The sequence below is a fragment of the Luteimonas sp. GW821-FHT14E02 genome (assembly GCF_058803905.1).
In genome coordinates this window covers 412,559-425,290 of the sequence record NZ_JBXAPK010000003.1, presented here as the reverse complement: position 1 = coordinate 425,290, position 12,732 = coordinate 412,559, and the positions used below count along the sequence as shown (strand labels likewise).

The window sequence follows — 12,732 nt, the reverse complement described above, 5'->3', positions numbered from 1 at the left end:
GTATCGCATTGGCGATCCTGCTGCCGGCAGGTCGATCTCATGCGTGGCAGGAAAGTTTGGCCAAGCGTCTTTCGGCGGTGCCCGGTGTCCGTGTCCATGTGCACCGTGTCAAATCTGCATGCGTCAGTGATTCGACTTGGTCTCGATGGAAGCGTTCATCTGTACAGTTTGATCAGGTATCAGTACCCGGTATCGGCTCCGATCCCGGGAGCTCTGCATCGCATTGGGATGCCGTGTTGGATCTTGCGGGGGTCAGGGACCTGGAGGTTTGGCAAGGCCGAAGCCGATATGGGGTCTGGCAACCCTTGGATGCTCAGGGAGAGCATCTGGCTGGAGCGTTCCCTTCGCAGAAAGCTGTCTGTTCCGGCGCTGGCGGTGAGCTTTTTCTGGTGCGCGATCGCCGTGCCATATTGAACAGAATACGTTTCTTTGCCAACCCGTGTTACTCCGGCTCATACGAGCAATTGTATGAGTACGCGGAAGTCCTGATTGGCAAGATGTTGCGAGTGGCGACATTCGATGACGTTGGCAATTTGCCGATGGATGAATTCGCGCCGATTCCATGGAAGTCCGTCTGGAGTCGAACACTGAATCGATGGTCAGGCATCTTTTGTGCGCTGCGCCGCAAGGTGCGCGCGCAGTGGTTCAGCCAAGGATGGATGGTTGGTGTGATCGACCGGCCTGTTCATGAGCTTCTTGACGCGACATCGATGCCTGAGGTGAAGTGGATCGGGCGGCGAACGAATGTGCATTACTGGGCCGATCCGTTCGGTGTTCCAAATGGAAATCGAATTTATTGCGAGGTGATCGATAACAGCAGCGGTATCGGTCACATCGAGGCGATCGATCTGAATGCCGACGATCATGTCGTTCGTGAGACGCCAGTGCGACTGGCGACAACGGGGCATGCCTCTTATCCGTATCTGTTCGAGCATGACGGGCGTCTCTATGGAATTCCCGAGACGGCAAAACGGCGTTGTACGGAACTTTACGAAATCACTGAAGACGGAAACTGGCGCTACCTTTCCACCATGCTCGAAGGAGTCGCCGCGGCCGACGTCAGCCTGTTCTTCTGGGACGGCTTGTTCTGGTTGGCCTATACCGACTTGGCTTTCGGCGCATTCAACAACCTATGTCTGCGCTACGCCAGTGATTTGTGCGGGCCATGGCAGCAGCATCTGCAGAATCCGGTGAAGCTGGACCACCGAGGATCGCGACCGGCCGGAACTCCATTCGTTCATGAGGGAGTGTTGTATCGCCCGGGACAAGATTGTCGGTCCGCCTATGGGCAGGCGCTGGTGATCAACAAGGTCGTGCATTGCACGCCACAGCGTTACCAAGAAGAGATCGCGCGCGTGTGTCTGCCCGACGCCAAAGGGCGGAATCCACATGGGTTGCATACGTTGTCCTCGTGGGGTGGCCGCACATTGGTCGATGGTTATCGGTACGTCATCAATCATCGAGAGTTGTTGCGGAAGTTCCGGGCTCGGGTTTCCCGCGTTCAAGCATGGTTGCGAAAGGCGGACAGCCGCAATCTGCTGCGTGGAGCGGATCGATGATGCGGGAGCGCAGGATATTGATCTATCTGCCGGCGCTGGCGGTTGGTGGGGCTGAGATATCGTTGCTGCGCCTGGCGCAAGGATTGCGCTCGCGAGGTTTGCAGGTTGCATTCGTCGTTAATCGCATAGATGACGCCGCAAGGTCATTGGCAGATGGGATCGAACTTTTTGAGTTGAAGGTCGATCAGACGTTGGCCGCGATTCGTCCTCTGGGTGCATTGTTGCGCTCGCTTGGATCGTGCGTGCTGATTTCCGCCTTGACTCATTGCAACATTGCCGCCGTTATCGCCGCACGGCTGACATTGCCGCGCACGCCGGTGATCGTTACGGAGCATGCACCTGCCTCGTCGATGCGAAAAATCAATCAATCCCGCCGATACCGCGTCACATTGCGAGTGATGCGATGGGCATACCGTCTTGCTGACTCAGTGGTGGCCGTCTCACGTGGTGTTTACGACGATTTCGCTCCGATGTTAGGTGCTTCCGTAAGGAAGAAATTCAGTGTGATCTACAATCCGGTGCTGCGTGATGACTGGCCCGTCCTGGCGCAAGCTCCCGTCGAAGATCACTGGTTCCGTGACGGGGCCGTGCAGCCGATAATTCTTTCGGTCGCCAGGCTCAGCAGCGAAAAGAATTTCCCGATGCTGATTCGTGCCTTCTCAAGGTTGCGGGCGAATGAAGATGCGCGCCTTGTGATCATCGGGGAAGGGCCTGACAGGCCGGTCTTGCAAGCACTCATCGACAAGCTCGGGTTGGGTGATCGCATCCGATTGCTTGGGCAGCGCGACAATCCATTCGCTTACATGCATCGCGCCCGTTTTTTTGTGCTGACCTCGCATTTCGAGGGGTTCGGAAACGTCCTGGTCGAAGCCATGGCCTGTGGCTTGCCCGTGATCAGTACCGACTGTCCGGTTGGTCCCCGGGAGATCCTGGATTCGGGCCGATACGGCACGTTGGTCGTTCCGGATGATATCGACGGGCTGAAATTGGCGATGGAAGCGCAATTGCAGAATCCGCAGCCACTGCCTGGTGCAAAAGCGCGGGCGATGGAATTTAGCGTCGAAAGGAGCGTCGAAGCCTATATGGCATTGCTGTCAAAAGTGATGCCTCTGCCGGGAGCAGCGCGATGACCGGAGGTCGCGATACGGCGCATGTCCCGCAAGTGCGCAACCATACCATCGATGTCGCCAAAGGGTTGGTGATTCTTTTGGTGGTCTTTGCCCACAACCCGTTGTTCTTGAGCGGGGAAGAGGAGTTGAGGCGCATCATCTTCTCGTTCCCGCTGTCTTTGTTTTTCATAGTCAGCGGCTTCTTCTTGAAGCCTGATGTTTCGATCGGGACGTTCGTTCGCACGCGTGCGTCGGCACTGTTGAAGCCATTCTTTGTCGTGCTTCTGGCGTTGTTTGTGTTCAAGGTCGCCAAAAAAGCGATATTGCAAGGCGGACTTGATGGGGGGGATTACAAGCACCTTCTCGGAATCTTCTACGGGACCGGCCCTACGATCGATTGGACGCCGCTCTGGTATCTGCCCAGTCTTTTCCTCACGTTGCTGTTCGTGGTGTCTCTTCTGAAAATAGTGCGGTCGCGTGCACGGATCGCTGTGGCGGCGATGGTGCTGCTGTTTGTCGGTGTTCAAACCATTCATCATTTTTGGAACCAAGGCGTATGCATCAACGCCGGCGGCCCCTCGCCAGGGATGCTTCCCGGGTTGCCCTGGAGCTTCGACCTGATTCCGATCACGTCTTCCTACGTCCTGGTCGGGTATCTGTTCGGAGAAAAAGCAAGATCGTTTCAGTTCAATGGCTTGTGGTTCACTGTGGCGCTGGCGGTTTTCTTCGCGTCGCACGCTTTCTTTGATGCCACCACAGATCTCAATTGCCGTATCTATGACGATATCTTCCTGTCGACGATCGAGGCATATGCCGGTAGCTATCTGGTGCTGGGGGTGTCGGCACTGATCGCGCGCTTCTCGATGTGCCGAGACGTGGTGGCGTACATCGGGTCAGGCACGATTTTCATCCTGCTGTTCCATCTCTACATACAGCATCTGGCCGTCCAGCTTCTTTCGAGGTATCTGCATAACGACGTCGCGGCGGCGGTCTTGGGGTATCTGGCCGGATGCCTGCTGCCGCTGGTGATATACGAAATCGCCAAGCGTAATTCCGTGCTGGGCATGCTTCTGTTGCCTGGTGGTGGTGGTCGTGGATCGAAGCGGCGCGCGGCAGGCTCATTGGGCTCTGAACGTCCATGATGGTCCTGGTATGCGGCGGAGCGGGATATATCGGCTCGCATACCGTGGTCGAGCTTGCTGCGGGCGGACATGATGTCGTCGTGCTTGACAATCATGTCAATTCATCACCACTGGCGTTGCGTGGTGTCGAGCGCATCCTCGGGAGAGGGGTGAAGTCCGTTTGTGCGGATGTTTGTGACGCCGCGGCGATGGCGCGAATATTTTCGAATGACCATTTCGATGCGGTCATTCATTTCGCGGCATTGAAGTCGGTGCGGGAATCTTGCGAAAAACCATTGCGGTATTTCGAAAACAATATTTCCGGCACGATCGTGCTGTTGCAGGAAATGGCGCGGGCGGGTGTCGAGAAGCTTGTGTTCAGTTCGTCAGCGACCGTCTACGGTGCTCCGAAGACGTGTCCGATTCCGGAATCCGCAGATCTGCAAGTCGCCAATCCGTATGGACGGACCAAGCTGGTGGCCGAAGACATGATCCGTGACTTCTGTGCCGCGAATTCATCCTTTAAGGCAGCGACGCTGCGTTATTTCAATCCAGTGGGTGCCCACCATAGCGGTCTGATCGGTGAGGATCCGAACGGCCCTCCGAACAATCTGATGCCTTACATCTGCCAGGTGGCAGTCGGGAAGCGACCGCACCTCGACATCTTTGGCAATGACTACCCGACGCGGGACGGCACCGGGGTTCGCGACTACATTCATGTCGTCGATCTTGCGCGCGCGCATGTGCGGGCAATCGATTACCTTGAGAAAGGTGGGAATAGCTTCACCGTCAACCTCGGCGCCGGGCGCGGCTACAGCGTGCTGGAAGTCGTCGCCGCTTTCGAGCGTGCGAGTGGCCGCTCCATTCCGGTAGCCATGCGGGCGCGAAGACCTGGTGATGTCGCCGAATGCTTCGCTTCACCTGCGCTTGCAAAACGTCTGTTGGAATGGCAGGCGGAGCATGATCTGGACAGCATGTGCGAGGATGCGTGGCGTTGGCAGTCGATGCATCCCAATGGGTATTGCGGGTAGAGATCGGGCCGTCCGCTTGTGCTCACGGCTATGTCAGTCAATTCTTTTCTGTAACGACAGGCTTCTCATCGATGTTCATGCGAGATCGATGATTTGACCTGGCCGTTCCGGATCAAGCTTGAAATCGACAGGACGGACTGATTTCCGCAGTGAATGAAGCAACCCGCTTCGTCGCCATGATGCCTGCAATATCGCCTTGGCATAGAACGACAGTCCGCTGAGATTCCGGCTTCGGGGGGCGTGGCCGAAATGGTTGCGAAGGATGGCATTGCCGAGATTGACCATGTGCCTGCGACGAATCTCGGGAGTGTCGTACTCCACGGTCATGGAGATATTGAGGCAGTCGTGATTTTCGATGCGATGCGGGGCATTGAGGGGCCAGAATAGGCCCTGTCCAGGCTCGAGATCGAATACTTTGGCGTCCTTGTCGAAGCGTGGATCGTAGTGCAACCCAACCTCGAGTTGCGTGAGTGCGATGTTCTCGAGTCCTTCGGGAGTGATGAATGGCGGCCGTGGCGGATAGAGATAGATCCGCTTCCTGCCATGCAACTGCAACAGGCCTTGGCCAGGCAGGTCGGCGTGGTAATAGACTTGGGCGCCGGGCGAGGACACCAGAATTCCCATGCGGTGCCCGAAACTGGCATAAGGTGGCTCCAATGCATGGGCTTCCGAAAAAAGCCGAGGCAGTACATCGGCAAGCTCGGTAAGGACCGCCTGACTGTTGCGTAGATTCAGCCATAGGCGGCCATGAGTGATCGCTTCGAGTACCTGATCGCCAGTCAGTTGGCCAAAATCACCTTCACGCCAGATGCGTTTGCTGTCTTTCCCCTGTTCGCCCGTTGCGATAATGGAGTAGTGCTGTCGCGGGTAGCGTTCAATCGCTGCGCCTAATGCTTGCCGGCTCAAGCGTGGATCGAGATGCAGGTTGTGCTGGAACAACAATGGCGCTTCCTGCCAGAGTGAAGTGGAGTCTGGCCCCAATGTCGTCAACGGAGAATCAGGTATCGAGGAGTTCATATGTCGGAATAGCCGTCAGGAAGAGGGAGGGCAATGATTCGTGCTCAACGCGCGCCAACAGTCACATGCCCTTCCTGAGGGGCCATCTATCTTTGACAAAACGTTTCAGGTTGCGTGCGAGCCTTGTAAAGGCAACGTGCATCTCACCTCTCCGGGACAAGGGAATGGCGATTTCATGGAGCGGCAGCCGATCGGGCTGGAATCCGCGTTTGTAGGCGTAATCGCCGATGGTGAAGTCGAAATGGCGCACGCCTTGTGCATGCAACGCCGCCATCGTGCGTTCGATCACCAGCCGGCCGGGCGAGCAGTTCCGCCATTCGCCGCCAGCGTTGCCGATCCGGATCATTGCGTAGTAATCACCGGTGCGCACACCGAGTAGGGCGCCGATGACTTCGTCGCCGACCTTCAGCGCGCTTAGTACAGTGTCGCCAGTCGCCAGGCCATCCGCGATCAGGCGGAGATAGAAATTGCGATAGTCGGGTTCATCGAGTTTATAAGTCCAGCCCTTGCCGATGATCGCGCCGCGCTGATAGGCCTCGAGTGCGTCCATGACGTGCATTGCCTCGGAAGGTTCGGTCACGAGATGGAATCCGGCGTTCGGATGCCGGGTGAAGACACGCCAGGAGCGTTCCAACTCCTTGCGGTGGGTCTTCTCGCGACTGTAGCGCCAGGCATCGAAATCCTGATCGATCGTGACGAGGTTTCCGAACATGGGCGACGGGCGCGCCCCCTTCAGCCGTAGCAATGGATTGGGATGGCCGCGCACGACGGCCGGCATCTTGTCTATGCGGAACACGTCCGCGTGCGGCAAGGCGCGGCGCAGTGCGGAGAACATGGCGCGCACATGTTCGGCATCATCGGAGTATCCGGGAGCCAGAAGAGGCGCGGTGTAGTCAGTCACGCCAAGGTCGGCGAATTCGATCCGATGCAGTCCGTCGACGCGATACGACAACAAGGGCAGGGCCAGCAGGACGCGGCCATCGTCACGTCGCGAAATACTGGCGAACAAGGGATGCCGACCAGGCTGTGATCCAAGGGTGGCATACCAGGCTTCGAGCCATTGCGGGGTCTGGAACGGGCCGACCACGGCACCGGAGGCGATCCAGTCGCGCCAACGCGCGATCGCCACATCAGGCGCGGTATCGATCGTGGCGACATAGGGATTGGACACTTCCGAATGCGCGCTGCGCATCCCCCGCCACGATTTCGATGAGCCTGCGCTTGCCAAGGTGTGCGGCATGGTCGTGACCTTTGCTATGAGCTATGAGCCTTCAAGTTCCGAAGAAACCAGGCGATCCATCGGCATCGCTGATCCGGTCCCCTTGATGCATGTGGTGGTTTGATGCCGTTGTCAGGACGCTCGCAGCTTGCTCAGATGCCCCCGGTATCCCAGCGCAAGTACACCCAGGTATATCAAGCCGCCCAGAAAGACGATCGCGAGCAGTGGCCCCCAGTTGGACATGGAAGGCAGTGCGTATAGAACGATCGACATGACCAGAGTGGCCAGGGCGATGCGGAGCAGATGCTTGTGCGGGAAAGGCATCTTCAATTTTCTGATGGCGATGACAAAGGCGAGCAGAGCGCCGATCGACACTGCCACGAGCGCTCCCCAGGCCGCGCCCACCAATCCGAGAACACGCAGTCCGATAGCGGCGCCGATCAGGAAAAGCAGGGTTTCCAGAGCATCGAGCGCCAGCGTCCAATTGGTTTTTTGGGCTAGCAGGAAAGCCTGGTTGGCGAAATGGCTGCGCAGGTTCTTGATCAGGCCCGCCAGCGTCGCCAAAGGCAGGATATCGAGCGTCACCGCCACATAAGGTTCGGACACCACGACCTGCGTCAGCGCGGGCGTCAACAGGATCAGTCCCGCGGCCGTCGGTAACAGGACGCTGCACAACAGTGCTCCGTTCAAGGCCAGCTGATGCATTGCCCGATCACGCGCACCGCTGGCTTCCAGCCGCAAGGCGAGGGGAAACGCGGCCGCCGTGACCAGCATCGCGGCGAACGAGCAGGCGCGCTGTCCCAGCGTCCAGCCCACCGAGAACATGCCCACTGCGGCGATGCCCAGTTCGTGCTCCACCACGAAGCGGCTGCCGTTGCCAGGCACCCATGCGAGCAGACCGCTGGCGGCCAGCGGCAATCCGTAGCGATAGGCGTGATGCAATGTGGCCGGGTCGGCAGCCCGCAGGCGCAGACGCATGCGCAGATTGGGAAATGCCAGGAGCAGGGAAATCGCCTGGGCAACGGTATACGAAGCCAGGACATGCACCGGCTGCACCGTTGCCAGATTGGCCCAGATCACGCCGATCAGCAGACCGCCCACCGGTCCGACGGTCTGCAAGATGGTATAGGTGCCGACCGTGCCATCGGCCCGGGCGCGTTCGGCCAGATGCGTGCAGTACGAACGGGTGAAAGAGAAGGCGAACAGGACGCACAGCAATTCGCGGCTGGGCCACTCGTGCATGACGTAGCGCATCAGCATCAGCAATGCCGCGGCCTGCAGCATCGCGTTGGCGAGGAAGAGCCGTGTTTCGATGACGTCCATTCGCTGCCGCAAGGCGGCGTCGGCGCTGGGCAGGAATCGCAGCAGAAAGTAGGACCAGAACGACAGCAGCAACAGATAGACCGCTTCCTGCGCCGCCATGGCCAGTGTGAACAGGCCGAACGCGTCGGGATCGAGCCAGTGTGTCCACAACACGATGGCCGCGAGCTGTGCCAGCGGCCCCAGCAGCTGGGCGGGGAGGTACAGGATGGTCTGACGGATCAGCACGTCGTCACGCCGGCTTCGATGGCGTGGGACGGGACCAGCACGACGAAATGACTGCCCAGGTTGGAGCGAGCAGGTTTCCAGTTCTTTCCATTACTGACAGCGCGGCCCAATAAGTGACGATTATCACATTTTACGCCTGTGGATAGGCGTCGGCGCCAACGGTCAGAGTGGTGTCCTCAGCCGAATCCCCCGAGCCGCCGTTTTGCACGAAAAGCCGTCGGCGGGCCGTGAAACGGAGGCGCGGCGGTGCCGAGTTCGACGAAGGTTTCGTGAATGGCCGCCTTGGTCGGGCGGGTCGGGCAGGGAGCGTTATGGGGCTTCGCCCTTCGCGACGGAGAGCAGCAGGCGCACGAACGTCAGCGTCTGCGCGCTGATCCTGCCGCAGCCGACGCAGCCCCTGTCGTCGTATTCGTCGGAAACCCGCTGCAGCGCACCCCGCAATTCTTCAGCGATCTTTTGCTCACCGGAGAGCAGGGCGCGCAGGGGATGTTCCGGCGAGCCGTCGCCGGTCAGTTCGACATCGCCGGCGTAGTGGCAGTCCAGCGATACCGAGCCGTCCGAGAAATGGGTCGCGACGTAGGTCACCTCGCGGCGCGCCAAGACGCTTTTGTCGTACTTCAATGGTATTCCCCCCTGTAGCAGGCCCAGTGTAAGCAATCCCTGGAAGCGCGACACCCATCCGTATCGCGCGCCTGTGAGAAACGCCGGTATCAGGGGAGACGGGGAGACTCTCGAAGCGGTTCCATCCCGCCGGGATGGGCTCAGAGCACCGGAAAGCGGAACGGCGTGCGCCGCGAAATCCGATAGACGGCGGCGGGCGGGACGTTGAACAGGGTTCCGCCGATGCGGGTTGCCTTCAAGCCGAGGCGGTCCAGCACCGCACGCGACACCGGGCAGCGCGGCCCATAGGTGAACTGGTAGAACGCGGCCCCCGGTCGGGCATAGCCGAAGGCGCCGGCGAGGATCGCGATCACCTTGCGCGCGGGCATGGAGAGCAGCGGCAACCCGCTGACGATGGCGCCGACCGGCGCGTCTTCGAAAATCCTGTCCTGGGCGAGACGGAGACGGGCGGCATCCATCCGCAGAACGCGCGCGCCACGGAACCGGTGCTCGAGCAGATGCGCGAAATCGGGCGCCGATTCGATCAGGGTGAGGGCGCTCTCGTCGACGCCGCGGGCCAGCAACGCGCGCGTGAATGCACCGGTGCCCGCGCCGAGTTCGAGAACGGCGCCGGATCGCGGCTGAACTTCACTCGTGATGAGTTCCGCGAGCGCGTTGCCTGATGGCGCCACCGCGGCGATCTGCAACGGACTGGCGATCCAGGCGCGGAAGAAGGGAAGGAAGTCGGCGGTGGACATCGGATGCGGTTCCCGTGGTTTTCAGAAGGTGGGCGATACGCCAGTGAGGCGTTCCGAAAGCGTCCAGAGCTTTCGTGCGAGCTCGATATCCCGTGCCGCGGCGACGGGCTGGACGAAAGTGGGATGCCCCTTCTTCTCGTTGCGCCCGTCCGGGCCGATGAACTGGCTACCTTCGACATCAGGCGCGGTCGCCGCGTAAAGCAGGTTCAGCGCACCCATTTCGGCGCTTTGCGCCAGCAGGCGGTTGCCGACGCGCATGAAGAGATGAAGCAGGCCGGTCGGTCCGCTGCGTTGCAGGTTGGTCGCTGAATAACCGGGATGCGCAAGGATGCTGCGGATCGGCAGTCCGGCCGATCGCAGCCTGCGATCGAGTTCCAGGCCGAACAGGACATTGGCGAATTTCGATTGTGCGTAGAACGCCACGCGTCCGTAATGCTTGGCGCCGTCGAGATCGTCGAAATGAATCGCGCCACGCTTGTGCAGATCGGACGACACCGTGACCACACGCGGATCACGACCCGCTTTCAATCGTTCGAGCAGCAGTCCGGTCAGCGCGAAGTGGGCGAGGTGATTGACACCGAACTGCAACTCGAACCCCTGCCGCGTGAGCGAGCGCGGCGGCATCATGATGCCCGCGTTGTTCACGAGCGCATCGAGGGGCGTGCGTTCGGCGAGCAGGCTGTGCGCGAAGGCCTTGACCTGATCCAGATCGGCAAGATCGAGCAGACGCACGTCCAGCCGAGCGCCACGCACCTGGGATCGAATGCGTTCGGCGGCCTGCCGGCCCTTGGCCTCGTCGCGGACCGCCATCAGGACGCGCGCGCCGCGCCGGGCGAGTTCGAGACTGGTGACATAACCGAGGCCGCTGTTGGCGCCGGTGACGAGGATGGTGCGTCCGGATTGGTCCAGGATGTTTTCGGCGGTCCAGGGCGTCATCATGGTCTCGATCTGGAGTTCGGGGGCGTCGGGGCGCCCACTGGATCTTCGGGAGGAATCTAAACAGTGTTAAATTGCATCATGGCAGATAATTTGAACGATGTATAGATCGAGATGGTGGCAATGAAACCTTCCTCGTCCGGCTGCTCTGGCGGCTCCCGCGACAGCTATCACCACGGCGCGCTGCGCGACGCTCTGATCGTGGCGGCGGACCAGATCCTGGAAGAGCGTGGCCCCGAAGGGTTTTCGCTGCGGGAGGCCGCGCGCAGGGCGGGCGTGTCCGCGGGAGCGCCGGCGCATCACTTCGGCAGCACGGCCGGGCTGCTGACCGAGGTCGCCATTCTGGGGTTCGATGGCCTGCGCCATGCACTGCACGAAGCGGGCGAGATGGCATCGATGCCCGGTGCCCGGCTGCGCGCGCAAGGCGTCGCCTACGTGCGCTTCGCGCTCGCGCATCGGGGACGTTTCCAGTTGATGTTCCGTCACGACTTGCTGCAGCCAGACAACGAACGTCTGGAATCGATCGGAAGCGCCGCGCTGGCCGAACTCGAAACCAGCATGCGGATCTATCTCGGCGCCGACAAAAGCGCGAACCCGAAGGTGTTGCGTGCGATGGTGCTCAATGCCTGGTCGACCGTGCATGGATTCGCGCATCTCGCGCTCGACGGCAAGTTTTCCTCATTCGCACACCCGCAGTCGTTGAGCGATTTCGTGTCGGAGACGCTGGACGAGATGCTCGGGATCGCCTGGCCCGACGCATGAAATGGCATGCGCGAACTGGCATGCATGTCGAGATGCTGGATACGATGCATCGTCGCCTTGTTGCGGACGTGATCGACACGCGCGCACGACATGGCGTCTATCCAGACGCATCGGCGATGTGGTGAGATTGGCCGCATGCATACGCCGAATCTGCCACCCGCTGCCGCGCTGCGCCGTTTGCTCGGTTTCGGCATCGTGGTGTTCGGCTTGTTCGCGGCGCTGCAGATGGGATGGCAGCACCTGCAAACCGAATATCCGGCCCCAGTCTTCAATGCGCTGCTCGCCGGATTGATGACGGCGGCGGCGACCGCGCTCGGCGCGCTGCCGGTGGCATTTCCGCAACGCGTCTCCGAGCGCGTGCAGGACAGCCTGTTCGGTTTCGGCGCGGGCGTGATGCTGGCGGTATGCGCGTTCTCGCTGATCGTGCCGGGCATCGACGCGGCGAAGGCGCAGGGCATCGGCGCGTGGAGTTCGAGTTTCGTCGTGGGCGGCGGCATCCTGCTCGGCGCGGCGGCATTGCTGGCTGTGGAGCGCTTCCTGCCGCACGAGCATTTCATCAAGGGCCGGGAGTGGCAGTCGAGCACGACGCTGCGGCGCGCCTGGCTGTTCGTCTTCGCGATCCTGTTGCACAACCTGCCCGAGGGATTGGCGATTGGTGTGGCCTATGCCGGCATCGGCGAGGCGCGTGCCGGCGCGTTGGCGACGGGCATCGCGATCCAGGACATTCCCGAAGGCCTGGTCGTCGCCGCGGCGCTGGTGGCGGCCGGTTATCGGCGCAGGACATCGGTGTTGATCGGCATGGCATCCGGATTGATCGAACCGGTCGGCGCCGTGCTCGGCGCCATCGTGATCCGGTATTCCATGCCGTTGTTGCCGTGGGGATTGGCGTTCGCGGCGGGCGCGATGTTATTCGTGATTAGTCATGAGATCATTCCAGAATCTCATCGCAAGGGACACGAAGCCTTCGCCACCGGCGGTTTGATCCTGGGCTTCGTGCTGATGATGATTCTGGATGCGTCATTTCGCTGACTCCGTCTTCACCTTCGAGCATGAAAATGCGTGTTAGCCTGAT

At 60.4% G+C, this 12,732-nt stretch carries 13 protein-coding genes; 7 read left to right on the top strand and 6 right to left on the bottom strand.

All coding sequences use genetic code 11. The features are described from left to right. The first annotated feature begins 8 nt into the window (after positions 1 to 8). Genes AC1RNP_RS07540 through galE form a run of 4 tightly spaced genes read left to right on the top strand, consistent with a single transcriptional unit; the run spans position 9 to position 4,820 of the window. Entirely contained in the window at positions 9 to 1,559 is a 1,551-nt protein-coding gene (locus tag AC1RNP_RS07540; RefSeq protein WP_493050641.1) for a glucosamine inositolphosphorylceramide transferase family protein, read from the top strand. Next, positions 1,556 to 2,689 (top strand): glycosyltransferase, encoded by a 1,134-nt coding sequence (locus tag AC1RNP_RS07535; protein ID WP_493050640.1) that lies wholly within the window; start codon positions 1,556 to 1,558, stop codon positions 2,687 to 2,689. Before AC1RNP_RS07540 ends, AC1RNP_RS07535 begins: the two co-directional genes overlap by 4 nt. Continuing rightward, positions 2,686 to 3,810 carry an acyltransferase family protein gene (locus tag AC1RNP_RS07530; RefSeq protein ID WP_493050639.1) on the top strand — a complete coding sequence of 375 codons (1,125 nt, stop codon included), beginning with the start codon at positions 2,686 to 2,688 and terminating at the stop codon, positions 3,808 to 3,810. The genes AC1RNP_RS07535 and AC1RNP_RS07530 overlap by 4 nt, the downstream gene beginning before the upstream one ends. Then, positions 3,807 to 4,820, top strand: a complete 1,014-nt coding sequence (gene galE / locus AC1RNP_RS07525; protein WP_493050638.1) for a UDP-glucose 4-epimerase GalE — start codon at positions 3,807 to 3,809, stop codon at positions 4,818 to 4,820. The genes AC1RNP_RS07530 and galE overlap by 4 nt, the downstream gene beginning before the upstream one ends. A gap of 75 nt (positions 4,821 to 4,895) precedes the next feature. Here galE and AC1RNP_RS07520 read toward each other — a convergent pair whose 3' ends face one another. Continuing rightward, complete coding sequence (locus AC1RNP_RS07520) at positions 4,896 to 5,759, bottom strand: hypothetical protein (protein WP_493050637.1); 864 nt, start codon at positions 5,757 to 5,759, stop codon at positions 4,896 to 4,898. Between the two features lie 139 nt (positions 5,760 to 5,898). Continuing rightward, positions 5,899 to 7,008: a GNAT family N-acetyltransferase gene (locus AC1RNP_RS07515; protein WP_493050636.1), complete on the bottom strand. Its 1,110-nt coding sequence runs from the start codon at positions 7,006 to 7,008 to the stop codon at positions 5,899 to 5,901. Between AC1RNP_RS07515 and AC1RNP_RS07510 the strand changes: the two genes are divergently transcribed. After that, positions 7,001 to 7,180, top strand: a complete 180-nt coding sequence (locus AC1RNP_RS07510; RefSeq protein WP_493050635.1) for a hypothetical protein — start codon at positions 7,001 to 7,003, stop codon at positions 7,178 to 7,180. The two genes, AC1RNP_RS07515 and AC1RNP_RS07510, sit on opposite strands and share 8 nt — an antisense overlap. An 8-nt stretch (positions 7,181 to 7,188) precedes the next feature. Here AC1RNP_RS07510 and AC1RNP_RS07505 read toward each other — a convergent pair whose 3' ends face one another. From AC1RNP_RS07505 to AC1RNP_RS07490, 4 genes are all read right to left on the bottom strand, one after another. Then, entirely contained in the window at positions 7,189 to 8,604 is a 1,416-nt protein-coding gene (locus AC1RNP_RS07505; protein ID WP_493050633.1) for a lipopolysaccharide biosynthesis protein, read from the bottom strand. A gap of 309 nt (positions 8,605 to 8,913) precedes the next feature. Continuing rightward, entirely contained in the window at positions 8,914 to 9,225 is a 312-nt protein-coding gene (locus tag AC1RNP_RS07500; RefSeq protein WP_493050632.1) for a hypothetical protein, read from the bottom strand. A 140-nt stretch (positions 9,226 to 9,365) separates the two neighbouring features. Continuing rightward, a complete protein-coding gene (locus AC1RNP_RS07495) occupies positions 9,366 to 9,962 on the bottom strand; it encodes a class I SAM-dependent methyltransferase (protein WP_493050631.1) in 597 nt (198 codons plus the stop codon). 21 nt (positions 9,963 to 9,983) lie between these two features. After that, positions 9,984 to 10,898, bottom strand: a complete 915-nt coding sequence (locus AC1RNP_RS07490; RefSeq protein ID WP_493050630.1) for an oxidoreductase — start codon at positions 10,896 to 10,898, stop codon at positions 9,984 to 9,986. 123 nt (positions 10,899 to 11,021) lie between these two features. On the opposite strand from AC1RNP_RS07490, the gene AC1RNP_RS07485 reads away from it, so the two are divergent. Together AC1RNP_RS07485 and AC1RNP_RS07480 are read left to right on the top strand one after the other, a co-directional pair. Next, positions 11,022 to 11,660, top strand: a complete 639-nt coding sequence (locus tag AC1RNP_RS07485; RefSeq protein WP_493050629.1) for a TetR/AcrR family transcriptional regulator — start codon at positions 11,022 to 11,024, stop codon at positions 11,658 to 11,660. Positions 11,661 to 11,795: 135 nt separating this feature from the next. Next, positions 11,796 to 12,689, top strand: coding sequence for a ZIP family metal transporter (locus AC1RNP_RS07480; protein WP_493050628.1), 894 nt, complete (start codon positions 11,796 to 11,798; stop codon positions 12,687 to 12,689). Positions 12,690 to 12,732: the final 43 nt, after the last annotated feature.